Annotated in this window: 26 protein-coding genes; 19 read left to right on the top strand and 7 right to left on the bottom strand. The window is 64.8% G+C overall.

Translation table 11 applies throughout. From position 1 onward, the window contains the following. The first annotated feature begins 332 nt into the window (after positions 1–332). The 3 genes from VLA65_RS19515 to VLA65_RS19525 are packed head-to-tail and all read left to right on the top strand — an operon-like array spanning position 333 to position 3,039. Positions 333–1,559, top strand: a complete 1,227-nt coding sequence (locus VLA65_RS19515) for a hypothetical protein (protein WP_332603447.1) — start codon at positions 333–335, stop codon at positions 1,557–1,559. Between the two features lie 11 nt (positions 1,560–1,570). Continuing rightward, positions 1,571–2,362 carry an endonuclease III gene (gene nth, locus VLA65_RS19520; protein WP_284990347.1) on the top strand — a complete coding sequence of 264 codons (792 nt, stop codon included), beginning with the start codon at positions 1,571–1,573 and terminating at the stop codon, positions 2,360–2,362. After that, positions 2,359–3,039: an NUDIX hydrolase gene (locus VLA65_RS19525; RefSeq protein ID WP_059389496.1), complete on the top strand. Its 681-nt coding sequence runs from the start codon at positions 2,359–2,361 to the stop codon at positions 3,037–3,039. Before nth ends, VLA65_RS19525 begins: the two co-directional genes overlap by 4 nt. A gap of 53 nt (positions 3,040–3,092) precedes the next feature. On the opposite strand, the gene VLA65_RS19530 is transcribed toward VLA65_RS19525, so the two are convergent. The 3 genes from VLA65_RS19530 to VLA65_RS19540 form a co-directional block, all read right to left on the bottom strand. After that, entirely contained in the window at positions 3,093–3,293 is a 201-nt protein-coding gene (locus tag VLA65_RS19530) for a YegP family protein (RefSeq protein WP_084784587.1), read from the bottom strand. A gap of 220 nt (positions 3,294–3,513) precedes the next feature. Then, positions 3,514–4,377 carry a CHAD domain-containing protein gene (locus VLA65_RS19535; RefSeq protein ID WP_284990348.1) on the bottom strand — a complete coding sequence of 288 codons (864 nt, stop codon included), beginning with the start codon at positions 4,375–4,377 and terminating at the stop codon, positions 3,514–3,516. Between the two features lie 44 nt (positions 4,378–4,421). After that, positions 4,422–6,116, bottom strand: a complete 1,695-nt coding sequence (locus VLA65_RS19540; RefSeq protein WP_332603448.1) for a bifunctional 3'-5' exonuclease/DNA polymerase — start codon at positions 6,114–6,116, stop codon at positions 4,422–4,424. Between the two features lie 277 nt (positions 6,117–6,393). Between VLA65_RS19540 and VLA65_RS19545 the strand changes: the two genes are divergently transcribed. The 8 genes from VLA65_RS19545 (at position 6,394) to VLA65_RS19580 (ending at position 12,116) form a co-directional block, all read left to right on the top strand. Next, complete coding sequence (locus VLA65_RS19545; RefSeq protein WP_284990373.1) at positions 6,394–6,573, top strand: hypothetical protein; 180 nt, start codon at positions 6,394–6,396, stop codon at positions 6,571–6,573. Then, the gene (ssd, locus tag VLA65_RS19550; RefSeq protein WP_332603449.1) at positions 6,570–7,589 is read left to right on the top strand and encodes a septum site-determining protein Ssd; all 1,020 of its coding nucleotides are present in this window, start codon (positions 6,570–6,572) and stop codon (positions 7,587–7,589) included. Before VLA65_RS19545 ends, ssd begins: the two co-directional genes overlap by 4 nt. Continuing rightward, entirely contained in the window at positions 7,586–8,851 is a 1,266-nt protein-coding gene (locus VLA65_RS19555; RefSeq protein ID WP_332603450.1) for a TadA family conjugal transfer-associated ATPase, read from the top strand. Before ssd ends, VLA65_RS19555 begins: the two co-directional genes overlap by 4 nt. A 581-nt stretch (positions 8,852–9,432) precedes the next feature. Further along, on the top strand, positions 9,433–9,705 hold the full coding sequence (locus VLA65_RS19560; protein WP_332603451.1) for a hypothetical protein: 273 nt from the start codon (positions 9,433–9,435) through the stop codon (positions 9,703–9,705). Positions 9,706–9,842: 137 nt separating this feature from the next. Beyond that, complete coding sequence (locus VLA65_RS19565) at positions 9,843–10,337, top strand: type II secretion system F family protein (protein WP_442880338.1); 495 nt, start codon at positions 9,843–9,845, stop codon at positions 10,335–10,337. A gap of 227 nt (positions 10,338–10,564) precedes the next feature. Next, the gene (locus VLA65_RS19570; protein WP_306959239.1) at positions 10,565–10,954 is read left to right on the top strand and encodes a DUF4244 domain-containing protein; all 390 of its coding nucleotides are present in this window, start codon (positions 10,565–10,567) and stop codon (positions 10,952–10,954) included. A 119-nt stretch (positions 10,955–11,073) separates the two neighbouring features. Further along, positions 11,074–11,592: a TadE family type IV pilus minor pilin gene (locus tag VLA65_RS19575; RefSeq protein WP_442880340.1), complete on the top strand. Its 519-nt coding sequence runs from the start codon at positions 11,074–11,076 to the stop codon at positions 11,590–11,592. Beyond that, positions 11,589–12,116 carry an Rv3654c family TadE-like protein gene (locus tag VLA65_RS19580; RefSeq protein WP_332603454.1) on the top strand — a complete coding sequence of 176 codons (528 nt, stop codon included), beginning with the start codon at positions 11,589–11,591 and terminating at the stop codon, positions 12,114–12,116. The genes VLA65_RS19575 and VLA65_RS19580 overlap by 4 nt, the downstream gene beginning before the upstream one ends. 23 nt (positions 12,117–12,139) lie before the next feature. Here the strand turns inward: VLA65_RS19580 and VLA65_RS19585 are convergent, their stop codons facing one another. Next, positions 12,140–14,464 (bottom strand): DEAD/DEAH box helicase, encoded by a 2,325-nt coding sequence (locus tag VLA65_RS19585; protein ID WP_442880342.1) that lies wholly within the window; start codon positions 14,462–14,464, stop codon positions 12,140–12,142. Between the two features lie 66 nt (positions 14,465–14,530). After that, a complete protein-coding gene (locus VLA65_RS19590; RefSeq protein WP_059389501.1) occupies positions 14,531–15,226 on the bottom strand; it encodes a GNAT family N-acetyltransferase in 696 nt (231 codons plus the stop codon). Between the two features lie 126 nt (positions 15,227–15,352). Between VLA65_RS19590 and trhO the strand changes: the two genes are divergently transcribed. After that, the gene (gene trhO / locus VLA65_RS19595) at positions 15,353–16,246 is read left to right on the top strand and encodes an oxygen-dependent tRNA uridine(34) hydroxylase TrhO (RefSeq protein WP_332603456.1); all 894 of its coding nucleotides are present in this window, start codon (positions 15,353–15,355) and stop codon (positions 16,244–16,246) included. Positions 16,247–16,255: 9 nt separating this feature from the next. Here the strand turns inward: trhO and VLA65_RS19600 are convergent, their stop codons facing one another. Both VLA65_RS19600 and VLA65_RS19605 read right to left on the bottom strand, forming a co-directional pair. Continuing rightward, positions 16,256–16,792, bottom strand: coding sequence for a hypothetical protein (locus VLA65_RS19600; protein WP_284990355.1), 537 nt, complete (start codon positions 16,790–16,792; stop codon positions 16,256–16,258). A gap of 43 nt (positions 16,793–16,835) precedes the next feature. Continuing rightward, complete coding sequence (locus VLA65_RS19605; protein ID WP_332603457.1) at positions 16,836–17,273, bottom strand: hypothetical protein; 438 nt, start codon at positions 17,271–17,273, stop codon at positions 16,836–16,838. A 101-nt stretch (positions 17,274–17,374) separates the two neighbouring features. Here VLA65_RS19605 and VLA65_RS19610 point away from each other — a divergent pair, with 101 nt between their 5' ends. The 7 genes from VLA65_RS19610 (at position 17,375) to VLA65_RS19640 (ending at position 26,462) form a co-directional block, all read left to right on the top strand. Next, on the top strand, positions 17,375–19,039 hold the full coding sequence (locus tag VLA65_RS19610) for a DUF7059 domain-containing protein (protein ID WP_332603462.1): 1,665 nt from the start codon (positions 17,375–17,377) through the stop codon (positions 19,037–19,039). A 36-nt stretch (positions 19,040–19,075) separates the two neighbouring features. After that, the gene (locus tag VLA65_RS19615) at positions 19,076–19,717 is read left to right on the top strand and encodes an ArsR/SmtB family transcription factor (RefSeq protein ID WP_332603458.1); all 642 of its coding nucleotides are present in this window, start codon (positions 19,076–19,078) and stop codon (positions 19,715–19,717) included. 119 nt (positions 19,718–19,836) lie between these two features. After that, positions 19,837–22,563 carry a type I DNA topoisomerase gene (gene topA, locus VLA65_RS19620; RefSeq protein ID WP_284990357.1) on the top strand — a complete coding sequence of 909 codons (2,727 nt, stop codon included), beginning with the start codon at positions 19,837–19,839 and terminating at the stop codon, positions 22,561–22,563. A 144-nt stretch (positions 22,564–22,707) separates the two neighbouring features. Further along, a complete protein-coding gene (locus VLA65_RS19625) occupies positions 22,708–23,766 on the top strand; it encodes a hypothetical protein (protein WP_332603459.1) in 1,059 nt (352 codons plus the stop codon). Positions 23,767–23,996: 230 nt separating this feature from the next. Continuing rightward, complete coding sequence (locus VLA65_RS19630; protein ID WP_332603463.1) at positions 23,997–24,488, top strand: SseB family protein; 492 nt, start codon at positions 23,997–23,999, stop codon at positions 24,486–24,488. Between the two features lie 71 nt (positions 24,489–24,559). Next, a complete protein-coding gene (locus tag VLA65_RS19635) occupies positions 24,560–25,624 on the top strand; it encodes a Ppx/GppA phosphatase family protein (RefSeq protein WP_332603460.1) in 1,065 nt (354 codons plus the stop codon). A gap of 1 nt (position 25,625) precedes the next feature. Then, the gene (locus VLA65_RS19640; protein WP_059389509.1) at positions 25,626–26,462 is read left to right on the top strand and encodes a sugar phosphate isomerase/epimerase family protein; all 837 of its coding nucleotides are present in this window, start codon (positions 25,626–25,628) and stop codon (positions 26,460–26,462) included. Positions 26,463–26,598 lie beyond the last annotated feature (136 nt).

Here is a 26,598-nt window from a genome sequence, read left to right on the forward strand (position 1 = left end):
CGCCTCACGGGATTCCGCAAAGAGCTTTTCCGGAACCCACCTTAGCGTTTTGAGCCGACAACAAGTGTCTGCGGTCACAATCCGGACCGTGAGCGGCCGGTGATTCGCGCCGAACGGTGCTGAAGGCTTTCGCTTGGCTCCCAAGGCGGGGAATATTACGGCGTGGCGTGCCTGCCTCCGCGCCGATGCCAACTAGTGGACTGTCAGATGCGTGGCATAGGCTGAAGAGGTCTCGAGACGCGAGAACTTGCCGCCCGGTCCGGCCCGGAAATTACTGGGTGCAGCCTTGGGCGGCGGCGTCCGGAACACCGCCGTACTAAGGAGATTTGCACATGAACCAGACGAGCCAAGGTCCGAAATACGGTGCGCTCGCGCCCGGGTCGGCCCCCGAAGCAGCAGCTGGATCCGGGGCGCCAGAGCCCGGCAGCGTGACCTCCCCGAAGTACCAGGCCGTGCTGGGTCCGTTCACTATCCGGGACCTGACCGTTTTCGGCTCCACCTTGGTGATGTTTGTGGGGTCCCTCCTGCCGATGTTTGGCGGGCGTTATAACTTGTGGAACCTCGACAACCTTTTCTTCCTGGCACTCGGGATCATTCTTCCCCTCGTCGTTACCGCCTTGTTCGTTGCCCGGCGCCTGCAGCCGGGGAACATCGTGAGGATCGGTTCCCTTTCGACTGACCAGTTCGCTTCCGTCGTGGCGTCGTTCGCCCTGACCCTGTTCTTCCTGTCCGCAGCAGGCGCGTTTACCGTCTTCGTGCTCGTCGGACTTATCGGCTCTCTAGGTCTTCTGGCCGCGACGGTCCTGGCTCCCCACTTGCCGTTCCTCCGCGACGATTTCCAGGACCGTGCAGAACAGCCAGCTCACGTTGTGGCCCGGGAATCGACCGTTCCAACCCGCAAGCCTGCGGTGCCGAAGCCGGCCAAGCCCAAGCCGGAGCCTGCCAGCACGGCACCGGCCAGCTTGGCAGCAGAGGAGATCCCCGCCGCTGCCGCGCCGGCACCCGCTGAACCCGCCGCTGCCGCGCCTGTCGCTGCCCCGGAAACGGCCGCTGCGGCCACCAACGAACCTGTCCCTGAACCCGCAGCCACCGAAGCCGCAGCCGTCGCGCCTGCCGGGCCGGCCGCCGTCGTACCCGCCGAGGCTGCAGTTGCCGACCGCGGGCGGGAGGTGCACGCGCCGACGCCCGAGGAGCCCAAGCACCTGCCTACTGCCACCATGGCTACGCCCATTGTCGGCGGTCCGGACTCCGGCGCAGGACCGGCCACCCAGCACATCGGCACGGTCGATCAGCCCCGGGTTCACGAGCCAATCGGCGCCACCGTCGATCCAGCCACGCGAACGGACGAATCCGGCCACGCCTCCGGGTACGAGGCATTCTGGTTCGCCGTGGCCCATCCCCGCGTCGTTGTCGACGAGCACACAGGGGCTCCCGCCTTCACCATCGAACCGGGCGCGTGGGTCCTGGCCCTCGAAGACCGCGGCGCGGAATTCCTCGTGCAGGATACTGACGGCAGTGTGGGCGTCCTGCGCGATCTCAGCCACATCGAACGCGGCTAGCCCGGCCCGCCGTGGACACCGTCGTCGAAACCCCGCTGGCTTTGAAGCGGCGTGCGCGCAAAATCAACAAGGCGCTTGCTGAGCTCTATCCCTACGCCCACGCTGAGCTTGATTTCCGGAACCCGTTCGAGTTGGTCGTGGCCACGGTGCTGTCAGCCCAGACCACCGATGTGCTGGTCAACCAGGTCACCAAGATCCTGTTCGCACGCTATCCGGATGCCCGGAGCATGGCCGAGGCCGAGCTTGCCGAGCTGGAGGCGATCCTGCAGCCCACCGGCTTCTTCCGTGCCAAGGCAAAGAACGTCCTGGCGCTCAGCACGCGTTTGGTGGACGAGTTCGACGGCGAGGTTCCCGGCCGGCTGGAAGACCTGGTGACACTGCCCGGCGTCGGGCGCAAAACGGCGAATGTGGTACTTGGCAACGCGTTCGGTGTCCCGGGAATCACCGTGGACACGCATTTTGGCAGGCTCGCGCGCAGGTTTGGCTGGACGACGTCCGAGGACCCGGTGAAGATCGAGTTCGATGTCGCCGAGCTGTTCGAGCCCAAGGACTGGACCATGCTGTCCCACCGCGTTGTTTTCCACGGCCGCAGGGTTTGCCACGCGCGCAGGCCGGCGTGCGGAGCGTGTGCAGTGGCCAACTGGTGCCCGAGTTACGGTGAAGGCGAAAAGGATCCCGTCAAAGCAGCCAAGTTGCTCAAATACGAACTGGCGCCCGGCAACGAAGCGCTTCTCGCACAGTTGCTTGCCGAGACCCACCGCGCGGCGGAGATTCGCATGGAATCGCAAAGGAGGCCGGCATGACGGCGCTCGAGGATCTCGTCAGCCTCATCACCAGGATCGATTCGGGCCTCCATCCCGGCCCTGATCCACGGATTGCCGCTGCAACCGTCGATCCGGACAAGGCACGGAAAGCGGCCGTGCTCATGCTCTTCGGCGTCTTGGACGACGTCCCCGCCCAATCCGGGAAACCAGTGGCCCCCGCGGACTTGGACGTCTTGCTGCTGGAGCGCGCCCACACCCTGGACGACCATCCCGGGCAGGTGGCGTTCCCAGGCGGCAGCATCGATCCCGGGGATGAGTCAGCCGTCGCGGCAGCCCTCCGGGAAGCGGTGGAGGAGACAGGCCTGGACAGCGGTGGCGTCCAGGTGCTGGGTGTCATGCCGGAACTCGGCCTGATCCGCAGCAATTTTGTGGTCACGCCGGTCTTGGCGTGGTGGGCGTCGCCGTCGCCCGTGAGGGTGGTGGACTACGCCGAATCCGCCCAGGTGTTTCGCGTACCGGTGCGTGATCTCCTGGATCCCGACAATCGATACACCGGGACGCTCACGAGGCTCGGCCGGACTTTCTCGAGCCCGGTCTTCCAAGTCAACGGGCTCGTGGTCTGGGGTTTCACCGGGATGGTGCTCAGCGGTTTGTTCGACGCTTTGGGCTGGACGGTTCCGTGGGACACGGAGCGCGTGCTTGAGATCGAGATCTAGCCTCTAGCAATGTGCCTTGCGCAGGCAGACCGCTCGCCCGCCACTGGCTCCGGCTATGCCGCGCGCCGGACGGTTTTTGAGCGATCCACGACGATGCCCGTGGCGGCATTTTCGCGCACGGCGTTGATGCCGTCCACTACGGCTTTCAGGTGTTTGAACCGTGGCGATTCCGCCACCAAGGTTCCATCGGCGGCCGTCAACCGAAACCGGTAGCCGTCTTCGCCGTCTTTGAGAATTTCGAATCGTCCAGCCATTTTGCTGTTCCCCCTTGGATACTGCCCGCACAGTGACTTGCGCAGTGAGTGCGTCTTTGCACTGTGGCGCCCCTCACGTCGAACGCCACAAGACGAGACTATCGAGAAGGAAGGGGCGTGCTGAAGTTACTTTGGGGTACATTACTTGCCCGGGTCATGCCGGGTTCGTTTCCGCCATATGACTCGCTTTCGGGGCCGCCGGCGGTTATGGTTCCGGGCTTCAAAAGATCAGTGCGCGCCGTGGTGCCGGCACCGGATATTCGGCGATTGCCATCCGGAACTCTTCCTCCGCGCTGAGTCGCCGCCGGACCTCCATCGATTCCAGCCTCTGGGCATCTTCCGCGTCGACGCCGGGGTTTTTCGCCAGTTCCCTGATCCATTCGCCGGCCACGACAGCGTCATGTTGCTCACCCAACAACCGCTGCAGGGCGATCGCCGGTTGGATCACGCCCGAAGCGTGATGGCTGAAGGCGTCCGCAACTGCCTCCACTGAGTAACGGAGGCACTTGACGTCTTTGCGCGCCTGGTGGAGTGCGGCGTTACGGACCTCCGGGTCGTTGCTGCCTGCCTGCTCCGCGAGGCTGTGCTGCAACCGCTCCCACCGGCCTTGGAGGCGCTCCGCGAGGTCCGCCGTCGGGTGCTTGTATTCCCTTGCGGTGGGCACTTCCAACAGGGCTGCCCTTGCGGCCCGCACCGTGCGTTTGCTGCGCTTGTGCCCACCCAGGGCAGCGGCCAGCCGGGCGCTGGACGCTTCCAGTTCCTCCACGGCCTGGCGCACGGTCCCGGGGTTTTTCCACGAGTCCTTGGTGTCCAGGGACAGCCGTATCCTTTGCGCCAGGACATAAGCGTCCCTGGACTCGCCGAGCGAAGTTGCGAGCCAACTGACTTCCTCGCGGGCGGTCCGGGGGAGTTTGGGAATCATGCCGCGATAACAGCTAAGCACTGAACGGAGCCGGCGAAGGGCGAGCCTGGCGTTGTGTACGGCTTCCGGATCGGCCGCTGCAACCAGCGGCAATTGTCCTTCCAGAGCGGTCAGTTGGAAGGCGATGTATGCAGCCAGCGGTGCGTGGCCTTTGTGTCCCACGGGGCAATCGTCCTCTGCTGTCGGGCGCGGGGCAATAGCGCCGATTACTTCGCTTTGTCGTAGGAATCGACGACGGCGACGCTCACCGGAAATTCCACCGGAACCCGCCCGAACAGCAGTTCCTTCGCTGCGGCTGCGGCCTCTTCGATGGCCTTGATGCACGCTTCCACCGACTCTGCAGGCGCGTGGACCATGACTTCGTCGTGCAGGAAGAACACGAGTTCCCCGGCAGGCAGGCCGTCGGCACGCGCGGTGCGCAACCGCCGTCGAAGTTCGGCAAGCCAGCACGACGCCCAGTCCGCCGCGGAACCCTGCACCACGAAGTTCCGCGTGAAACGGCCCCGCGAGCGGGCGATGCTGTCCGCACGCCGCTGCTCTTCCGCCGTCGTGGATTGTTGGCTGCGGATCCAGCGTTCCGACGGCGGCGGGCTGCTGCGCCCCAACCTTGAGGTCACGGTGCGGCCGCCTTCGCCGTCGCGGGCTGCCTGTTCCACGAAGCCGACTGCCCGGGGATAGGTCCGGGTCAACTGTGGCATGAGGCGCCCGGATTCGCCCGTGGTGGCACCGTAAATTGCGCCCAGCAGGGCGATCTTGGCCTTCGAACGGTCGCCGCCGAAACCCTGCGCGGCGATACCGGCGTACAAGTCCTTGTCCCGGGCAGCCTCGGCCATCTTCGAGTCCTGCGCGAGCGCCACCAGAACCCGGGGTTCGAGCTGGGAGGCGTCCGCGACGATCAATTTGTGCCCCGGGTCGGCATGCACCGCGCCCCGGATCTGGCGGGGGATCTGCAACGCCCCGCCTCCCCTGGACGCCCAACGACCGGAAACCACGCCTCCCACCACGTACTCGGGGCGGAACCGCCCGTCGCTCACCCACGCGTCCAGCCACGACCAGCCGTTGGCAGCGAACAAACGGGAGAGCTTCTTGTACTCCAGCAGTGGCTCGATGGCAGGATGCTTTGATTCCTTGAGTTCCCACTGGCGGGTGGTTTTTACTTCGATCCCGTTCCGATGGAGTGCACGCATGAGGTCCTGGGGTGAATCCGGATTCAGCTTCGGAGAGTGGAGAATCCCGCGAAGCTCGTTGCAGAGAGCTTCGAGCCTGGCCGGCCGATGGCCGGCGGGTGGGCGGGGACCCAAGTGGCCTTCCAGGATTTCTTCGTGCAGCGCCTCCTGCCACGGCACACCTGTGAACTGCATTTCGGCGGCGATCATGGCACCGGCGGATTCCGCAGCCAGCAGCAGTTTCAGTCGGTGCTGCCGGCCTTCTTCCTTGGAAGCCTGGCCGAGCGCATGTTGCTGGGCCGCGAATTCGGCCCGGATCTCGTCCAGGGTTGGCTGGGTGCTGCGCGGGACCAAGTCCTCGAACAGGGCGTCCTGCTCGGCGGGCGGCGGGGGAGGCTGGAGGACCCGCGGCGGACCCGGCACGTCGTCGTCTTGCGTGAGCTTCTCCGCGCTGCGGGCATAGTCCGTGTGGGCCGTGAACTCAGAATGCACCAGAATGGCGCGGCAGAGTGTGAGGTCGTGGCAACGCTCCAGTTCCACCCCGGCCTGGAGCATCGCCGGGTACCAATCCTGCGTCCGGTTCCAGACCCAGCGCGGACGGCTCTTCTCCAACCCGCTGACGACGACGGCGAGATCCGCCTTTCGGACCGCGCGCGGCTCCGCCACGGCTACTCCGGCAGCGTTGATTTCCTGAATGGCTGCGCCGTCTGGATGGGCGGCGAGCAGCAGGTACATGCTGACAATTCTGCCCTGTGATTCCGTGGAACCTTGCACTTTGCGGACAGTTGCCGTCCGCAAGCTTGTGGCCTGGTGCAGTGTTTGGGGGCGATGCTGTCCGGGGTGCAGCGTCCGGGGCGATGCAGTCCGCGGGCGCCGGGTCCGGGGCGATGCAGTCCGCACGCGGACCCGTCCCCCACAGGGGTCGTTGTGGCTGCTTTGTCCACATACGCCGATACGGGCCTTCAATGCCCGCGGTGAAACGGAAAGAGTGGCTTCATGAGCGGGCAACATCTTGAGCGGAACCACAGACCCGGCGGAAGCCGGGCTGCCGCTGACGGCGCGCGCGGTTCGACGGTACTTCAACGTGGCCACCCCCTTCCCGGAAGATCCGGTCCACGGTCCGGGACGAAGCCAGATCGGGACTCCGGGGAGCCGTGGCTTCCCGCCAGTTCCGGCGATGTCCTTCTGGTGACGGGGAACGTCCGGCTACAAGCCGAAACCGAAAGGATCGCGGCCGCTGTCGGTGCCAGTCTCCGGACAACGATGGATCTATCGGCAGCCTTCCCCATGTGGGATACGGCGAGGATGGTGCTTCTTGGCAGCGATATCCGCGACCTTCCGCCCCGTCGTCGTGCACCTTCCGTCTTGCTGGGCCTCAACGGTGAAGGGGACTCGTTGTGGCATTTGGGAGCGGCCCTGGGGGCCGAACGTGTGGCCGTGTTGCCGGAAGCCGCAGCCTGGCTGGCGGAGCACCTCGGTAGCTCGGATGATCCAGACCCCGGAGGGCTGGTGCTCGGCGTGACAGGAGGATGCGGCGGTGCGGGTGCGTCCACGGCTGCGGTCTGGCTGGTGCAGGAAGCGGCCGTCCACGGAATCCGGACGCTGCTGGTTGATGGCGATTCGCGCGGAGGAGGCCTTGAGCTTTGCCTGGCAGCTGAAGATGCGCCAGGACTGCGCTGGCCCGATCTCGCCGATGCCAGCGGCAGCATCGGTACCGGGCAGCTAAGCGACTCATTGCCGATCGCCGGAGGATTCTCCTTCCTGTCCTGGCCGGGCAGCCGCGACCGCCCTCTGGACGTGGAGCCCGGGGCCGTCGCGGCCGTCCTTGATGCGGCGAGGCGGGGATATGAGCTGATCATTGTCGACATCGGCCGCGGAACGGAATCGCTTGGCAGCTTTGCCTGGGACTGCGACAGGATTCTTCTCCTGGCACCGGCCCAACTCCGCGCAGCCGTCGCCGCGGCCAGGCTTCTCCAGGAGCTGCCGCCGGTGGACACAGCCTTGGTGGTCCGTGGAAATGCCGGTGCTGCCCTGGACGGACCGCTCATAGCCGAGTCACTGGGACTGCCCCTTCATGGCTTGCTCCCCGAGCTCCGCGGCACCGCCGCGGCCGCTGAGCTCGGACGCCTTCTGGAATTCGGCAAGCGCAAGGCCGTGCGTCGCTTTGCGGAATCCGTACTTCAACTACTCGACGACGGCGCAGTATGAGTGCCCCTGGGTTTCCAAACGGCGAGCGCCGTCGCAACACGCGTCTCCTCGACGCCGCACTCCTTGAAAGCGTCCGGGAAACCGTCATGGCCGACGCCGGTCCAGTGACTCCGTCACGCGTGGCAGCGGCCGTCCATGCCACGGGCAGGCTACTCGGGACCGCGGGGGCGCTCGCCGCCGTCGAATCCATCAGCGCCGAACTGAGCGGACTTGGACCTCTCCAACAGCTCGCCCGCGATGCCTCAGTGACGGACATCTTCGTGAATGGCCCGGACTCGGTGTGGTTCGACCGCGGCAAGGGGCTGGAGCGGGCGCAGGTGCACTTCGACGGCGAACCTCAAATCCGTGCCTTGGCCTCCCGGCTCGTGGCGGCCGGTGGACGCCGTTTGGACGACAGCTCGCCGTGCGTCGATGTCCGCCTGGACGGCGGATACCGGGTGCACGCAGTGTTGCCTCCGATTTCCACTGCCGGAACTTTGTTGTCCGTTCGGATTCGGCGCGAGGAGGTTTTCTCGATCGACGAGTTGCGTGCGGGAGGCATGTTCGGGGCACCGGTCCAGCAGGTGCTGCAGGCAATGGTTGATCGCAGGCTGAGCTTCCTGATCAGTGGTGCCACCGGTTCCGGAAAGACCACATTGCTGTCCACGATGCTCGGCTTGAGCAGCCCACATGATCGGCTCGTCCTGATTGAGGACGCCTCGGAGCTGAACCCGGTGCACCCGCACGTGGTTTCCCTTGAGTCCAGGCACGGGAACCTTGAAGGCGGTGGCGCTCTCGATCTTGGCGAACTCGTTCGGCAAGCACTGCGGATGCGGCCGGACCGGTTGATCGTGGGTGAGTGCCGGGGCGCAGAAGTCCGTGAGCTGTTGACGGCACTCAATACCGGCCACACGGGTGGCGGTGGCACAATCCACGCAAACACCGCCTCCGCGGTCCCGGCCAGGCTCGTGGCGTTGGGTGCGCTCGCAGGCTTGAGCCGGGAAGCCGTTCAACTGCAGCTTTCAACGGCATTGGACGCAGTGGTCCACGTCGAGCGGACGCCGGCCGGCAGAAGAGTTTCCTGCATTGGATTGTTGGCGGTGGGCGCGTCCGCCCCATCGATCGTCCCTGCTGTGGAAATGCGGGCGGGTGTTGCTGTCCCTGGTCCCGCTTGGGGGGACCTCGCAGATCGCCTTGAACTGGACCCTGGGCTCCTGCCCGGGCCCCTGCCCGGCTCGCAACGACCGATCTCGCGTTCGGATCACCTTGGAGCTGTCGCGTGAGCGGATTCCTCATTCTCGTCCTGGCGGCCGCTGCATGGGTTTTCTTCCAACCGTCCCGGCGACTTGGCAAACGGGTAGTGCGTGCCCTGCCTCGTGCTCCCTCGCATGGGGCTGGGGCTGGGGCAGGGCCTGGGCCTGGGGCCGTGGCAGGGCCTGGGCCCGGGGCCGGGGCAGGCGCTGGGGCGCGCGTGCCGGTGCGGCGCTCCCGCGCGGACGCATTGCCGCTCACGGTACTCGTACAGCAGTTGGCCGCCCTCCTCCGGGGCGGCCGTTCGACGTCGCGCCTCTGGGAGGAACTCTGGATTGTGCATGGACCCAGGGATCACCGCATTCGTTCGGTCGACTCGGAGGACCGCAAAGTGCGAGCTAAGGCCCTGGCATTACCCAAGGTGTCGGATGGGTCTCTTCAGGTTCTCGCAGCGGCGCGGGCGGCATCGATGAACGGGGCCTCGGTCGCCGAAGCCATCAGATCGTCGGCAGCGAAGAATCTTAGGGGGAGGAGTCCGCTGGAACATCGAATCTGGGGAGAACTTGCCGCCTGCTTGGACGTCGCGGAGGCGACTGGTTGTCCATTAGCCGACGTGCTGACCAGATTCGCCGCCCAGCTTGAGGCCGAGGACGACGCCGGCGATGCCCGGCAGACTGCCTTGGCCGGCCCGAAAGCCACTGTGCGCCTTCTGACATGGCTGCCGGTGTTCGGCTTGGGGCTGGGCATGATGCTTGGGGTGGATCCGTTGGGGGTCCTGTTGGCCAACGGCTTGGGATTGGCGGCGCTCGCGGCCGGGGGTGTCCTGACTGTCACCGGCAGAATCTGGTCATCCCGGTTGGTGCACGTCGCGGCGGGCGTTGACTGATGGGCTCGGCATTCGCAGCCATCGCAGTGTCCCTCGTGCTGGTCTTTGCGGCAATTCTCGGGCTGGCCTATCAAGGACGAACCCGGCGGCGCTCAATCCTCCGGACACTTCGCGGCCCACTCGGAAGAAACGGCCCGATGAACAACACCAGCCGGGGCGAGGCGGCGTGCACTCTCCGGAATCCCGATGGGCAGGGAGGCTTGCGCAATGTGCCCATGATCCTTGAGTTGGTGGCCGCCATGCTCGACTCCGGGGCGGGCCTCGGACGGTCCCTTGAGTTGATCGCCGGATGCGCGTCCCCGCAGCTTAGCCGCTCCCTGAAGACGGTGGTTGCTGCCCTCGATATCGGAACGGACTGGGAGACGGCATGGCGGAGTGCGGGCCAGCAGTGCGCTGAAGCGCGCAAGCTCAAGGATGCGCTCGCATTCGCCGCCCTGACCGGCGCACCATCCTCGGCGATCCTCTATGCCCAGGCAGCTCGACTGCGGCGTGAAAAGTTCAGGGTGGCGGAAAAGCGCGCTGCCGCGCTCGGAGTGAAACTCGTGATTCCACTGGGCCTGTGTTCGTTGCCTGCCTTCATCTGTCTTGGTGTGGTCCCGGTGCTGTTGGCCATGCTTCCGCCCAGGGGATAGCTGGCGGCGGCCCCGCCCGGGGGGATTGCTGGCGGCCCCGCCCGGGGGATTGCTGGCGGCCCCGCCAGGGGCGGCGCCCGAGTCCCTCGCAAGCCAGTTTCCCTCCACAGGAACGTTCAGAAGCGAGTTTTCCACTTAGGAGATTTGGGGCCTTTCGAAGCCCATATGCCAACGGAAGAGTCGAAGTAGAGCCGGCGGCCAAGCCGGCCCCGCAGAAAGGAACCGAAATGAACGCAACCGTCGATACCGCCCAGGCGCCGCAGGACGTCCATGCCCCCCGGGCTGCCCTGGCACTCGCCCAGGCATCTCCTCCTCGGCCGGAGGCCGAGGTCCTCGAATTGTTCCCGGGCGCACAGGGAAGCAGGCCCGTTCGGCTGCCAACCCACCCACATTCCACCGCCGAAGCAGGCCGTGCGCGGCCGAGCGACGGTTCTGCCGTTCCGAGACGGTCGAAGGTGCGGCTCATGGGTTCCGAGCTTGGGATGGCGACGGCCGAATATGCCATCGCAACCCTTGCCGCCGTGGGCTTCGCCGGACTCTTGGTGGTCATCCTTCGCAGCGAGGAAGTACGTGGCTTCCTCCTCAACCTCATTCGTAGCGCGCTCTCCCTGCCATGACACCGCGGTGGGGTTCAAAGCGCCGTGCCGGGAATTCGATCCGTCAGTTGGCATTGGTTTGGGGGCTCGCCGTAAAGCTAGCCCGGGCGGCTGGCGTTATGCGGCAGCGGACTCCTTCGATCAGACGGCCTCCTTCGACGGAGAAGCTAGATGGCACGCGCAAGCACCGTAGGCGAGATGCTTTCCTTGCGAGGGGCCGTGGCGCCGTCACCGCTGAATTCGCCGTGGCACTACCCTCTGTCCTGCTTCTTTTGGCCCTGCTTCTCGCGGGATCGGCCGCGGGGATTACACAGCTTCGCTTGGAAGAGGCGGCCAGGGCAGGTGCCAGGGCCCTCGCCCGGGGAGACGGCCATTCAACCGTCGACGGAATCGTTCGGATGCTGGCAGGCGATGCTGCCTCGGCTGTCGTTGCCGAAGACGGCGAATGGATCAAGGTCACAGTCTCCGCCCGGGTCGTCGGCCCGTTGGGCTCCCTTATCCCGTGGAGGCTTTCGGCGACGGCATCGGCGAGGGGAGAGGCCCCGCAGTCGTCGGCGGCCACCGTTCCGTTCCTCGCTGCCCGGGACGGAGTTGTGGATTTCAGGGGTGCTGTGACGATGGCAGGGCTCCAAACCGCTGTGGAAGAGGTCGCGGCGTGAGGGCAGGTAGCGCCCGCGCCGGCGACGGGGGTCCGGTTGCTGAAAACGGTTCGGGAACCATCCGCGCCAGCGGTGACGCTCGGGTTGCTGAAAACGGTTCTGGAACCATCCGCGCCGGCGATAGTTGCGGCGAGACTGCGCGCGGCGTGAGGGCAGGTAGCGCCCGCGCCGGCGAAGGGGGTCCGGTTGCTGAAAACGGTTCGGGTACCATCCTGGCTGTTGCTCTGGGCCTCGTTGTCATGGCCTGCTTGGCGGCGGCGCTGACCCTGGCCCAAGCCATGGCGATGGCCCACCGCGCAGCGTCTGCCGCCGATCTCGCGGCGCTCGCAGGAGCCGACGCGGCCCGCGGCCTGACAACCGGAGATCCTTGTTTGCTCGCCAGCGAAACGGCCGCGCAGCATGGAGCTTCGTTGACGGCGTGCACGGTGGGCGTAGGCGGGATCGTGGAAGTCCGCACTGAGCTAGACCGCGGCGCAGTCTTCGGGACCGCGACCGGCAGAGCCCGGGCCGGTCCGCCGCCCTAGAACCGCCGCCCTAAATCGTGCGCCTAGGACGCGTCGCGCAGCAGCACGTCGATCAGGGTGACCGCTGCGTCCTTGTCCAGCGGATTGTTCTTGTTGCCGCATTTGGGGGACTGGACGCAGGAAGGGCAGCCGGTGTCACACTCGCAGGCTTTGATGGCGTCCCTTGTGGCGGTCAACCACACTTTGGCTTTTTCGAAGCCGCGCTCGGCAAATCCGGCACCGCCTGGATGGCCGTCGTACACAAAGATCGTGGGAACTCCGGTGTCGGCGTGGAGCGCTGTTGAGACTCCACCGATATCCCAACGATCACTTGAAGCGACCAGCGGCAGAAGCCCGATGGCGGCATGCTCGGCGGCGTGAAGGGCACCCGGGAACTGGGCCTCGACAAGGCCTGCGCTAGTCAGCGAACGGTTGTGGACCACAAACCATACCGCCTTGGTGAAAAGATCCCTGGCCCCGAGTTCCAGCGGTTCTTCCCCCAAAACCTCGTTGGAAATCAGTGCCTTACGTTGGAAGGAGACTACCTGTGTTGTTACTTTCACTTCGCCGAAGTGAACCGCAATGTCCCCCCATTCCATGGTCCGGAGAGTCTGCAGGACCTCGATCTGCGTCACGTCCCGTGCCGTGGTGTAGTAGTCCGGGTTGGTTCGACGAACCACCACGCAATGGTCCTCTTCGTTCAGTTCCTCGACCAAGTAACTGTCGCCTTGGTGCACATAGATCGCACCCGTATGCGCCTGGTAGTGCGTCTGTGGCGAGTCCATGGTGCCTAACAGGGAGCCAGTCTCGGAGTCCACGATGCTTACGGGGCCGCCGCCATCTGCGCGAAGGTTTACCATGGCCGCGGCGCTCTCTGGATGGGTCCAGAACCAGCCTGCGGCCCGTTTCCGCAGGTACCCCTGTTGCACCAACTGATTCAGCAGGGATTCGGACGTCGGCCCGAACAGCTCAAGTTCAGCCACACCGATCGGGAGCTCGGCCGCTGCCGCGCACAGATGGGGGCCGAGCACGTAGGGGTTTCCGGGATCGAAGACGGTGGCCTCGACCGACACGTCAAAGATCGCCTCCGGATGGTTGACGAGGTATGTGTCCAAAGGATCGTCGCTGGCCACGAACGCGGCAATAGCGTTTTGGCCTGCCCGGCCGGCCCGTCCGATCTGTTGGAACAGGGAAGCCCTCGTCCCGGGCCAGCCGGCTACCAGCACGGCGTCCAGCCCGGAAATGTCGATACCCAATTCCAATGCCGACGTGCTGGACACCCCAAGCAGCTCACCGGAACGCAAAGCCCTTTCCAAAGCCCGTCTCTCCTCGGGGAGATAGCCGGAACGGTACGCAGCAACCCGCTGGGGCAGGCTGGGATCCACTTCGTCGAGGAGGCGCTTGGTGATAGACGAAATTGTTTCCGCGCCGCGCCTGGACTTGATGAAGGCGATGGTCCGCACACGGGAGGACACGAGGTTGGCCAGCAGGTCCGCGGTCTCGGCGACGGCGGTCCTGCGGGATTTTGCCCCGTTTTCGCCCTTCAGCTCGGTCAGGGCAGGTTCCCAGAATGCCACCGTCGTGGAGCCATGAGGTGAACAGTCCTCGGAAATTTCGCGGACGGGGGTGCCGATGAGCCGGGCGAAGGATGTGCCCGGGTCCGACGCAGTCGCCGACGCCGCAATGAACACCGGTTCAGGAAAGGAGGTGCCGGCACCGTAATACGCGCAGATTCGCCGGAGCCTCCGCATGAGGTTGGCGACGTGGGACCCGAACACCCCGCGGTAGCTATGGGCCTCGTCCACGATGACATACCGCAGCCTGCGGAAGAAGCGGGCCCACCACGTGTGGTTGGGCAGGATCCCGAAGTGCAACATGTCGGGGTTTGCGAGGATGAAGTTGGCATGATCACGGATCCAGCGGCGCTGGGACTGCTCGGTGTCGCCGTCGTACGTTTCCGCCCGGACCGTGGGGAGCTTGAGCGCGCGGATCGCTGCCAACTGGTCGGCTGCAAGTGCCTTGGTGGGGGAGAGATACAGGGTGACGGCACCGTCGTCGTGGATCTTGCCCGGCTCGGACAGCACCCGCAACTCTGAACGATGGATGGCGTCGAGGGCCGGCAGTTGGTAGGCGAGCGACTTCCCGGAGGCGGTCCCGGTGGCAATGACGACGTTTTGGCCGGAGTGGGCGAGCTCGGCTGCTTCGATCTGATGCCGGTACGGTTCGTGGATGCCCAAAGCCCCGTAAGCGGCAACCACATCGGGATGGGCCCAGCCCGGCCACGCCTCGTGGACCGCCTGGCGAGCTGGAATGGTGCGGACATGTCGCAACTGCTCCGGGTCCGGGCTCCTGCCCAGAAGGGAGATCATCGATTCAGTTGCGTTCACGTGAACATTCTGTCATTGCGCCGGAAACCGACCGGCGCCGAACCTCGGCTACGCCACAGACAGGTCAGTCTCGTCGACCGATTTGGTGGACATCATGAGCACCTGGCACACGTGCTTCCAGCCAAGGTGGGAGTAGAGATGCTGTCCGTCCAAGGAAGCGAGGAGCAGGCCGCTTTCAACATCGTATTGAAATGCCTGCGCGGCGAGGGCTTTCATGATGAAACTGCCCAGTCCCCGGCGCTGGTAGTTGGGCTCGGTGACGATTTTGTCGAACACCGCTGTCTGCTTGACTACGTATACCTGTCCGCTGGCCGCCACCTCTTCGCCGGCATGGACCACGGCGTAGTGGACGCCCTTGCTTTCGGAAGTGGTGAGCTTGAGGTCGTCATCCGAGAGCCACGGATCCTCGGCATCTTGCGTCCCCATGTCCACGATCATCATGGTCTGGGAATCGGAGGTGACGTTCAAGCCGTTCTCGCGAGCCAATTGGGTGTAGCGTCCTGCGTCGTTCGTGAGGATCGTCAAAATGCGAGTGTCCGCCTGGGCGGTCTTGGCGGCCAGTTCGGCGAACTCGTCATCCGAGGGGTCGTAGGCAAAGTATTCCCAGTCGCCGGTTTTGTCTGCACGCAGGGCTGCCGGGAACCGGCCTTCCTTTCGCGTTTCGTAACTCCGGGACCCGGCCCAGCCAGCCACCCAGACGTCGAGCAGCTCAGCGATGTCTTCAACCAAGGCTTCGTGACTCATGTAGAGAGACTATGCCAGCGGTCTGGGAATCAACAGGGGCCGTCAGTAACAGCTCCATTAACACTTAGAGCAGCCCGAACGGCGGCCCGACTCATGGGTTTGGGGCCAGCAAGTACCCTTAAATACGTGGCTTTAAACAGAATTGTGCTCTTCTATGGCTTTACTCCGATCGCTGACCCGGACGCCGTGCGGCTCTGGCAGCGCGCCCTGTGCGAGAAGCTCGGCCTGACCGGAAGGATCCTTATTTCGCGGGACGGCATCAACGCCACGGTTGGTGGGGAACTGAACAACGTCAAGCAGTACGTGAAGACCACCAAGGAATACAAGGGCTTCCACGATATCGACTTCAAATGGTCCGAAGGTGGCGCCGACGACTTTCCGAGGCTCAGCGTCAAGGTTCGCGATGAGATCGTGTCCTTCGGCGCCCCCGGTGAACTGACGGTGGACGAGAACGGCGTCGTCGGCGGTGGCACCCACCTTCAGCCCGAAGAGCTCCACGCACTGCTGGAGGAAAAGAAGGCTTCAGGGCAGGACGTGAAGTTCTTCGACGGACGGAACGCCTTCGAAGCCCAGATCGGCAAATTCAAGGACGCGATCGTTCCCGACGTCGCCACCACACACGACTTCATCAAGGAACTCGACTCGGGAAAATACGACGATCTCAAGGACCAGCCCGTAGTCACCTACTGCACAGGCGGAATCCGGTGCGAAGTCCTTTCCAGCCTGATGGTGAACCGCGGCTTCAAGGAGGTTTACCAACTCGACGGCGGGATTGTCCGCTACGGCGAGACCTACAAGGACCAGGGCCTGTGGGAAGGTTCCTTGTACGTTTTCGACAAGCGCATGCACATGGAATTCAGTGAGGATGCCAAGACCATTGGCCAATGCGTCCGCTGCCAGGCGCCCACCAACAAGTTTGAAAACTGCTCCAATTTGAGCTGCCGCAACCTCACGCTGTATTGCGCCGAATGTGCCTCGAGCCCGGAAACGCTGCGTTGCCCGGAAGGCTGCGCGGCCTAGCCCCGGTCATCAGATCCGGCTCACCCGGTACGCGAAGTTTGCCTGCGCATTTGCGGTGATCGTGATGCCCAGGACGGCGTCTGTCTCCAGTTGCAGGACCTTGACCCGCGTGGTGCCGCAGCGCAGCATTACCTCGATGAGGACTTCGCTCCCGTTCCGCACAGTGAATTCGGTGCTGCGGGTACCTCGGCACGCCAGAGTCACTGCATACGTTCCCCCAGGAAGCTGGGTGGTCTCTTCGTCGCGGGACTCTCCAGCGGACAGCAGGTCGAAGCTGCTGTAAAAGGACAGCCCGTTCACGTCTGGAAGCACGTCTTGCGCCCAAGCCTTCAGCGCATCGCCCGTGACGGTCTGTCCAAGGGCCGGGTCGCGGGTCAACACCGGATCCGTGATCACCGCGGACGGCGGACTGCTCGCCGCGGCACGGCCGTCCTCGTAGGTGTATTCGCACGAGGCCAAAGTGCCGCACGCGAGCACACCACAAAGCACGACGGCGGGAATCGCCGGCGGCGTCGTCGCAACCTTCAGGGCGCGTGCCCACCCCATAGTCCGACTCTACGCCCGGCCGCAGCCGGGAACGAAGCGGCAGTTACGAAGCCGGTACCAGTTGGTATGCGTAGATCACGGGTGCATCGACGCTGCTTGCGCTGATGCTCAGTGGGCCGGCCGAGGGAATCTTGATGCGGGACGCTTCGCGGCTGCCATTGCACGCAGCCCCGGCCTCGGTGATCTGCGTGCCACCCGAGGAAACGTCGAAGAATGCCTTGCCGCCGCCGTCGCAGGCCACAGTCAGGGTGTAGCTTCCGGCAGCGACATTTGCGAAGTTCTTGACCAAGGGGTCACGGTTCGGGATTTTTCCTGAGTCCTCCAGGACCACCCCGGCCGCCGACGGCATGGTGGTCGCCTTCCACGCGGGGATGTCGGCGTTGGAGACAGATCCCCCGGAGGAGCACGCCGTCATCGCCAGGGTGGCAGCGCCAACGAGCAAAAGAGCAGCGCGACGCCAAGTGGAGGGGTGAAATGCCATGATTCAACGCTACCTGCTCGAATGCCTCCCCGCCGACGCAGGCGATCAGGCGGCCGCCCACCCACCAGCCCGAATAGACTTGCACCGTGACTGATCCCGCAATGCCCGCCATCTTTGGGACCGCCCCGAAAACCACCACCCTCGACGCTCCCCGCAGCGACCTTCCCGAGCTGCTCACGGCGCTCGCCGACGACCTGCGGAACGTTGGCTACACCGTGGACGGAGTGGCAGGACTTCTTGGGGAGTCCGCCCACGCGGCCCTCGCCCGGGATCAGCTCATCCCTGCACTCATCGCCACCGAACCGGCTGACTCCGCCGGAGACCCGGCGACGGACGGCGCGAAGGCCGCGCTCGCCGTCGTCGTGCGCTTGTGGCTTCTCGCTGTCCCGCAAACCGAAGACGACGTCGACGCCGCCCTGCCGCGCATCCGCACCTCGGGCCTGGTGGAACTTGGCTTGGTAGAGACGAACGACGGCGGTGCTGTCGCGGCGAAGGTGGATTTGCGGCCGTACGGCTGGGAATGCGACTCCGGAGCAGACAACAGCGGGAGCGGCGGCACGGAACTGTGGGTTTCCAGCGATCTCGCCGCCCACCAGCAGCCGGGCGTGCTCCGGCATGACCATGTGCTGGGCATCGGGCAGGCCTCCACCACCCTTGTCCAGACCACCATCCGCCGGCACTCGAAACGCGCCCTTGACCTCGGGACGGGCTGTGGAATCCAGACTTTCCACCTCCTGCACCACAGCGAGCATGTCACCGCCACAGACATCTCCGAACGGGCCCTCGCGTTCACCCGCTTCAACCTGATGCTCAATGCCGAGGCCCTCCACCTGGACCCGGCCGATCTCGAGTCCCGGGTGAGCCTGCGGCTGGGCTCGCTCCTGGAACCGGTCGCGGGTGAGACTTTCGATTTGGTGGTGTCCAATCCGCCTTTCGTCATTACCCCGCGCAGTGCTGGCGAGCATTCTTCGGATCAATTCACCTACCGCGACGGCGGCCTGCCCGGCGACGACATCGTGGCCAACCTCGTCCGAACCTTGCCCGACGTCCTGGCGCCCGGCGGCACGGCACAGATGCTCGGCAACTGGGAAATCCCTGCAGGCAGCCGCTGGAGCGAACGGCCCGCGTCGTGGCTGGCAGGGTCCGGCACGGAGGCATGGTTCATCCAACGGGAACAGGTGAGTCCGGAGCTGTACGCGGAGACCTGGTTGCAGGACGCCTCCGAGGGCCGCGACCGTAAGCTCTACCGTGACGCCTACGCCGCCTACCTGCAGGATTTCGCGTCCCGCAACGTGGACGCCATTGGCTTCGGAATGATCTGGCTGCGGCGGCCCGAAAGCCCGCGTCCGGGAGATGCGCCCGCCCGCTTCGAGGAAATCACGTACCCCATCGAGCAACCGATCGGCCCGTACCTCGCCGCCGCCGTCGAACGCGCCGATTGGCTCGATGCCCACGAACTCTCAGAGGCCCACTTGGTGGTGGCCGAGGACGTGACCGAGGAACGCCACCAGCGGCCCGGTGCCGAACACCCCGGCGTCATCTTGCTGCGCCAGGGCGCGGGACTGCGCCGGACGAACCTGTTGAGCACCGAGCTGGCCGGCTTCGTGTCGGCATGTGACGGCGAGCTGTCCGTCCGCCAGCTGATCGGCGCCTTGGCCGGCCTCCTGGGTGGAGACGACGACTTCGACGACGACGCTTTCCGCGCAGGTCTGCTCTCCGACGTCGGTAACCTGGTCCGCGACGGTTTCCTGCTTCCCACGGCATAGGACAATTGCGGCGCCCCCGGCGGATAAACTGTTCCGGTGAATGAAGACAATGGGGTATCCACCGGGCTGGCATCCCCGAAGCGCCGGAAACGGCCCGAGAAGACGGTGGAGATCACCGACCCCAAAGCGATCCGTGCCCTTGCGCATGCCGCCCGGCTTGAGGTCATCTCGGAACTGTATTCCACGCAACTGAGCCGCACGGCCACAGAGCTCGCCGCGCAGACCGGGCTCACGCCGAGCGCCATGAGCTACCACCTGCGGGCCCTCCAGAAATGGGGCATCGTTACTGCCGCGGACAACGAGGGCGATGCACGCGAACGCCGTTGGAAGGCCGCGGGTTCGGACTTCACCATCAAATCCGGCGGCAACGCTCCGAGCCCGGAGATCGCCGTCGTCGAACTCGAACTGGACGCTTTCCGGCGTCGGGCCACTGCCTTCACCCGGGCCCGTGGTGAGCGGCGCCAGCGGGGCGAGGCCGCGAACGAGGCAGCCGCCATGGTGTTGTCCAGCGATCTGCTGTACTTGACTCCGGATCAGCGGACGGATCTCAAGGCCAAATTCCAGGAACTCATCAGGTCATATGAGCTCGAGGATCCCACGCGGATTCCCGAAGGAGCGGTGCGAATCGCTACGATGTGGTCGATGATTCCGGACGACCGGACGCCGGCTTCAGGCTAACCCAGAACACCGTTCCTCCACAGCACTTGTGCACATGGAAACGCACGATTCTGCAAAATATGGTGAACTAGGCCAATATGGGCACGAGCCCAAGCAATTCATTTTTCTGTAGGAGAACCGTGCCCAGCAAGGCAAAAACCGGCAAGAAACTCGTGATCGTGGAGTCTCCGGCCAAGAGCAAGACCATCGCCAAGTACCTGGGCGAGGGCTTCATTGTCGAGGCCTCGATCGGCCACATCCGCGACCTCCCGCAGCCCTCGGACCTCCCTGCAGAACTGAAGAAGACCTCGGTTGGCAAGTTCGCCGTCGACATCGAGAACGACTTCAAACCGTATTACGTGGTGTCTCCGGACAAGAAGAAAAAGGTCGCCGAGCTCAAGGCCCAGCTGAAAGACGCTGACGCGCTCTATCTCGCAACCGATGGGGACCGCGAGGGCGAGGCCATCGCGTGGCACCTCCTGGAGGTCCTGAAACCCAAGGTTCCCGTCTACCGCATGACCTTCGGTGAAATCACCAAGGAAGCCATCCACCGCGCCATGGACAACCTGCGCGACGTTGACAGCGCCCTCGTGGACGCCCAGGAAACGCGCCGCATCCTGGACCGCCTGTACGGTTACGAAATCTCCCCGGTGCTGTGGCGCAAGGTTGCCCGCGGCCTGTCCGCCGGACGCGTGCAGTCGGTCGTGACCCGCATGGTGGTGGACCGCGAACGCGAACGCATGGCATTCAAATCCGCATCGTACTGGGACCTGACCGGCCAGTTCGGTACCGGCTCCGCTACGTTCAAGGCGAAGCTCGCTGCGGTCGACGGCGCGAAGGTAGCCAGCGGCCGCGACTTCAACGACGACGGCGTCCTCACCTCCGCGAACGCGGTGCACCTCAACGAGGAACTCGCGACGTCGTTGGCCGCCGGACTCGAGAACGCGGACTTCCGCGTCCGTTCCGTCGACACCAAGCCGTACACCCGCCGTCCCGCGGCGCCGTTCACGACGTCGACCCTTCAACAGGAAGCCGGCCGCAAGCTGCGCTTCACCTCCAAGAGCACCATGCAGATCGCCCAGCGCCTGTATGAAAACGGCTACATCACTTATATGCGTACCGACTCGTCCGCCTTGAGCGACGAAGCCCTCACGGCGGCACGCCGCCAGGCCGCCGAGTTGTACGGTCCCGAGTACGTGCCGCAGTCTCCCCGGGTCTACGCCAACAAGGCTGCGAACGCGCAGGAAGCCCACGAAGCCATCCGCCCCGCGGGTGACTCTTTCCGCACCCCGGCCCAGGTTGCAAACCACCTGACTGGCGATGCTTTCCGGCTCTACGAACTCATCTGGAAGCGCACCATCGCCTCCCAGATGGGCGACGCCAAGGGCTCTACCGCCACCATCCGCCTCGGCGCAGTGGCTACCGATGGGCGCGACGCCGAATTCTCGGCCTCCGGCACGGTCATCACCTTCCCCGGCTTCCTCGCAGCCTATGAAGAAGGCAAAGACGAGAGCCGCGGCGACGACGACTCCGACGAAGCCCGGCGCCTTCCCAACGTGGCCAAGGACGATTCCCTCACGGCTTCGGACATCATTGCTATTGGCCACGAGACCTCGCCACCGCCGCGGTACACGGAAGCATCCCTGACGGCGGAGCTGGAAAAGCGCGGCATCGGCCGCCCGTCCACCTATGCGTCCACGATCTCCACCATCCAGGACCGCGGCTACGTCCGGAAGCAGGGGTCTGCGCTGGTTCCCAGCTGGATCGCCTTCTCCGTGATCCGCCTGCTGGAGCAGCACTTCACCGACTACGTGGACTACGAATTCACGGCAGACATGGAAGGCGACCTGGACAAGATCGCCAACGGCCAGGCTGTAGGGGCCGCTTGGCTCAAGCACTTCTACTATGGTGAAGACGCCGATCCCGGCCTGCTGAGCATCGTCAACAACCTGGGTGAAATCGATGCCCGCGAGATCAACTCGGTGCCGATTGCCGAGGGCATCACGCTGCGCGTCGGGAAGTTCGGCCCGTACTTGGAAAGTTCGATCCCCACCGTCGACCCCAAGACCGGCGAAGTCGTGGAGTCGGCGCGTGCCAACGTCCCCGAGGACCTCGCTCCGGACGAGCTCACTGCGGCCAAGGCCGTGGAGCTCATGGAAACGGCTGCCCCCGAGGAACGCGTCCTGGGCGCGGACCCGCACACCGGACACACCGTGGTTGCCAAGAACGGCCGATACGGCGCCTACGTCACTGAGATCATCCCGGAGATGACCGAGGAGCAACTGGCAAACCAGCCCGTGGAGTACTACAAGAACGGCAAACCCAAGCCGCCGAAGAAGCCCGTCAAGGCAAAGCCGCGCACGGGATCGCTCTTCAAGTCGATGTCCGTTGATTCGGTCACGCTCGACGAAGCCATTCAGCTCATGAGCCTGCCCCGCGTGCTCGGCGCGGACGCCGAAGGCAACCCCATCACGGTGCAGAACGGCCGTTTCGGGCCCTACCTGAAGAAGGGCACGGACTCGCGGTCCATCGGATCCGAGGAAGAGATCTTCACCATCACCCTGGAACAGGCGCTGGAGATCTACTCCCAGCCGAAGCAGCGGGGCGCGCGTGCCGCCGTACCGCCCCTGGCTGAGTTCGGTCCGGACCCTGTCTCGGAGAAGAACATCGTGGTGAAGGAAGGCCGTTTTGGCCCATACATCACCGACGGCGTCACCAACATCACCGTTCCGCGCGCCACGTCCTTGGAGGAGCTGACCCGGGAGCAGGCCATCGAACTGCTCGCCGAGAAGCGCGCCAAAGGCCCGGTCAAGCGGACCACTACGGCCCGCAAGGCGCCTGCGAAGAAGGCTGCGGCAAAGAAGTAACTCGCGCCGAGATCGTGGGTGTGGGCCGGGGGCTGCGTTCTGGAACGCAGCGCCCGGCCCACACCCACGTATTGGGTTTCCTGGGTTTCCACATAGCTTGATTGGCCGCTTCCGGGCTCTCCGCCGCTCACCGAAACTGGTGCAGTGAACAGTTACGGAAACATCGACTCCGTTGTCCCGGTGGACCCGCTCGCGGAAGTTTGGGATTACTTGGAACCGGCGAAATCCCCGGCACTGTCCGCACCACGGGGCCCTCAAGCCGCCGCAGTTCCAGCGCTCACGAGCATTGGCGCGCCTCCGCTTCCGGATGGGAACATGTGGCGGACAGAGGAGTTGCTGTCCCAAGGACTGAGCAAGCGACGTATGAACGAACACCTCCGCTACGGCTCACTGGTAAGGGTCCGCACGGGAGTCATGGTCCGTGGCACGTTCTGGCGTGGGCTTTCGGACGATGACCGGGAGCGCGCCCGGTTGGCGGCGTATTGCCATAGGACCCTCCGCGTCACGGCGGATGGGCTTACGTTCAGCCACACCTCCGCCGCCCGTCTGCACCGTTTGTATTTGTGGAGAGCTGATCAATTGATCCACGTCATCATTCCGTACCACGCAGCGAGCGGATCCCATGCGGCCGACGTCAGGGCTCATTCAGGCCTCCTCCTGCCTGGGCAACGGATCGAGATTGATGGACTTCCAGTGACAGCACTCGACCGCACCGTTCTGGACTGCGCACAGATACTGAACTATCGGCAGGGCCTGATTCTCTTGGACCACGGCTTGAGGCTCGGATGCAACCGTGAGTGGCTCGAGTCAGCGTGTGCCGGTCTAGTCGGTGCCCGGGGAGTCACGGCGTTCCGAAAAGCCTTGGCCTTCGCGAACCCATTGTCCGAATCCCCGGGCGAGACATTGACGCGGGACGCTATCGCGAAGCTCGGATTCCCGGATCCCGTGCTCCAGCTGCGGGTCCAAACACCTCGTGGCGCCTACCGGTTCGACTTCGCGTGGCCGCACCTTCGAGCCGCGCTCGAGTTCGACGGCAAGGCAAAGTACTTCGACTACAAGCCAACTGCGGAAGTGATCTTCGAAGAGCGGCAAAGGGAGAAGCTGCTGGCCGAACAGGGCTGGCGAATCCTGCGTATTGATTGGAAAGGTCTCTTCGACGAACGCGGCCTGAAAGTGCGCCTGCTCAGGCTTCTTCGGGGGTGAGATCGTGGGTTCGGGCCGAGGACTACGTTCCGGAACACAGCCCCCGGCCCCCACCCACGATCTCGGCGCCGAGCCGCCGGGAATTGCTTCCGGCGGGGGAACCGTGATCGAGTGGAACCATGACAGATCAGCCTGCAGCCCCGGAATCCCTGCCCTTGAACGACCTTGAGTCCAAGCTCGCAAAGGCCGGGCAACCCGACGCGAACCCGGTGGACGTCATCCNTGGAACCATGACAGATCAGCCTGCAGCCCCGGAATCCCTGCCCTTGAACGACCTTGAGTCCAAGCTCGCAAAGGCCGGGCAACCCGACGCGAACCCGGTGGACGTCATCCTGTCCTTCCTGAACAACGAGGTCTACATCCTGAGCACCGACTCCCTGGATAAGCCTGACGCCGCCGTGGAGCCTCTTGTCCTCGCCAACTCCGAGGGCCAGCCTGTCCTCGCCGTGTTCAGCCACCCGAGCCGGGTGGAATCGCACTTCCTCGAAGCCGCGCCCAACGTCCTGGGCACCCACGGTTCAGCGATTCTGGACAGCATCGGCGACGAGCTGGGCTTGGTGATCAACCCCGGCAGCGAGCACGGCTTCGAGATGGGCCCCGAAGGCATTGCGAACGTCCGCCGCGACTTTACCCGCGCGGACGAAGCCGAAGAAGCCCACGAAGCCACCGCCCCAGCCGCAGATGCGGACGCGGAATCACGCACCGGCGGACCCCAGGATTAATTGACTAACCGCCGGCACGAATCGGCAGTCGTAGTTGCTTCACACGCTTCGAATCGGGGAATAATGGCAGAATGCGTCTTGGCGTCCTAGACATCGGTTCCAACACCGTCCATTTGCTTTTGGTGGACGCGCATCCGGGCGCACGCCCGGTCGCGTTTGCCTCCCACAAGCGACCGCTTTCGCTGGTTCAGTTCCTGGACGCCGACGGTAACATCAACGAGACCGGACAACACGAGCTCATCGAATTCGTCCTCGAAGCGTGGGAGTTCGCAGCCCGCCACAAGGCCGAGGATCTCCTGGCATTTTGTACCTCGGCCATCCGCGAAGCCACCAACGGCGTCGAGGTCCTTGCCCGGGTGAAGCACGAGACCACTGTGACCCTGCAGGAACTGACAGGCAGCGAAGAAGCGTCCATGACGTTCTTCGCGGTCCGACGCTGGTACGGCTGGGGCGCCGGTCCGATCCTGGACCTGGACATTGGCGGCGGCTCTTTCGAAATGGCGTTTGGCCAGGACGAATTGCCCGAGCTCGCGGTGTCAGTGCCCCTTGGTGCCAGCCGTTTGACGAGGGACTGGCTCCACAATGACCCGCCCACGGCAAAGAGCGTCAAAGAGCTGCGCAAGTATATTCGCCACACTCTCAAGCCGGTGGTGCGCGAGTTCAAGCAATTGGGCCGGGCCAACCTGGTGGCCGGGACCTCCAAGACCTTCCGTTCGCTTGCACGCATCGCAGGCGCGGCCCCCAGCGGCGCCGGTCCGTACGTCAAGCGGGAACTCCACGCCACGGACTTGGGCCTCTGGGCCCAGCGGATCTCGGCGATGACCGTCGAGGACCGGCTCTACCTCCCGGGCGTCTCGGACGCACGGGCGGCGCAGATCCTTGCGGGGGCGCTCGTCGCTGAGGCCGCATTGGAAATGTTCGAGTTTCCCAGCATGGAGATCTGCCCTTGGGCCTTGCGCGAGGGATTGATCCTGCGCCGGCTCGACCAGCTGATCTTCGATGGCCCGCTGGCCCCGGCTCCGCATGTCGGGCTCGGAGGCGCGGTACCGGTACCACGCCTGGGCGCCAACACCGGAACGGCCGCGCCAGCGGCAGTATCCATACCAATCCCCATCGCCGGGAGGCAGGCCAACTAACATGAGCACCGACGTCGAGCATTCCGAAGAAGACACGCCGAGGATCCCGGTGGCGCTTTCCAGCGCCTCTGTCTATCCGCTCAGCGTCCATGACGCCTTTGCCGTGGCCCAGGACCTGGGGTACGACGGCGTCGAGGTGATGGTGACCAACAACGCCACCAGCCAGAACCCGGATGCACTCATCCAGCTAAGCCATCGATACGACCAGCAGATCGTCTCCATCCACGCGCCCACCTTGCTGCTGACCCAGCAGGTTTGGGGTCCGGCGTGGAACAAGATCGAGATGTCCTGCCAGATGGCGCGCGAAGTCGGCTGCAACACTGTAGTGGTCCATCCGCCGTTTCGGTGGCAGTCGAACTATGCGGAGAACTTCGCTGCCGGTGTGCGCGAGATCGCCGCGATGTACCAGGTGCACATCGCGGTAGAGAACATGTATCCGTGGCGTGTGCGCGGCCGGGAGGCGCTCGCTTACCTGCCGCACTGGGATCCGATGGGGCAGGATTACGACGACGTCACGTGGGACTTCTCGCACGCCGCCACCGCGGGTGCCAACAGCCTTGAGGCGATCCGTGCGCTCGGGAGCAAGCTGCGCCACGTCCACCTCACCGACGGTTCGGGCTCGGGCAAGGACGAGCACTTGATCCCGGGTTACGGGACCCAGCAGTGCGCCGAGGCGCTGCAGTATCTCGCATCCAACGGATTCGAAGGCACCGTGGTTGCCGAGATCTCCACGCGCAAGGCCAAAGCCGCCGGCGAACGCGAGGAATGGCTCGCCGAGACACTGCGTTTCGCGCGCCAGCACTTGGGGGCGCCGCTCGTGGGAGCCTTCGAGATCTAGGTTCCTTAAACGAGAAAGCACGGGTTATAGGACAAAACGTGTGTATGGATTGTGCCTGCTTCCCAGTGTTGGCGGGCGAATTTCGGGGTAGCTAAGCTTTGGAAGCTTAGGGTGGCTGGGGTGCTTGCATATCTCT

This window comes from Arthrobacter sp. S2(2024) (assembly GCF_036662515.1).
Taxonomy (GTDB): Bacteria; Actinomycetota; Actinomycetes; order Actinomycetales; family Micrococcaceae; genus Arthrobacter.

Coding starts and splice junctions, on each gene's coding strand:
- VLA65_RS19515 (WP_332603447.1), top strand. CDS start 333: ATGAACCAGACGAGCCAAGGTCCGAAATACGGTGCGCTCGCGCCCGGG.
- VLA65_RS19525 (WP_059389496.1), top strand. CDS start 2,359: ATGACGGCGCTCGAGGATCTCGTCAGCCTCATCACCAGGATCGATTCG.
- VLA65_RS19530 (WP_084784587.1), bottom strand. CDS start 3,293: ATGGCTGGACGATTCGAAATTCTCAAAGACGGCGAAGACGGCTACCGG.
- VLA65_RS19540 (WP_332603448.1), bottom strand. CDS start 6,116: ATGTACCTGCTGCTCGCCGCCCATCCAGACGGCGCAGCCATTCAGGAA.
- VLA65_RS19555 (WP_332603450.1), top strand. CDS start 7,586: ATGAGTGCCCCTGGGTTTCCAAACGGCGAGCGCCGTCGCAACACGCGT.
- VLA65_RS19565 (WP_442880338.1), top strand. CDS start 9,843: ATGAACAACACCAGCCGGGGCGAGGCGGCGTGCACTCTCCGGAATCCC.
- VLA65_RS19570 (WP_306959239.1), top strand. CDS start 10,565: ATGAACGCAACCGTCGATACCGCCCAGGCGCCGCAGGACGTCCATGCC.
- VLA65_RS19585 (WP_442880342.1), bottom strand. CDS start 14,464: ATGATCTCCCTTCTGGGCAGGAGCCCGGACCCGGAGCAGTTGCGACAT.
- VLA65_RS19590 (WP_059389501.1), bottom strand. CDS start 15,226: ATGAGTCACGAAGCCTTGGTTGAAGACATCGCTGAGCTGCTCGACGTC.
- VLA65_RS19600 (WP_284990355.1), bottom strand. CDS start 16,792: ATGGGGTGGGCACGCGCCCTGAAGGTTGCGACGACGCCGCCGGCGATT.
- VLA65_RS19605 (WP_332603457.1), bottom strand. CDS start 17,273: ATGGCATTTCACCCCTCCACTTGGCGTCGCGCTGCTCTTTTGCTCGTT.
- VLA65_RS19610 (WP_332603462.1), top strand. CDS start 17,375: ATGCCCGCCATCTTTGGGACCGCCCCGAAAACCACCACCCTCGACGCT.
- VLA65_RS19630 (WP_332603463.1), top strand. CDS start 23,997: ATGACAGATCAGCCTGCAGCCCCGGAATCCCTGCCCTTGAACGACCTT.
- VLA65_RS19635 (WP_332603460.1), top strand. CDS start 24,560: ATGCGTCTTGGCGTCCTAGACATCGGTTCCAACACCGTCCATTTGCTT.
- VLA65_RS19640 (WP_059389509.1), top strand. CDS start 25,626: ATGAGCACCGACGTCGAGCATTCCGAAGAAGACACGCCGAGGATCCCG.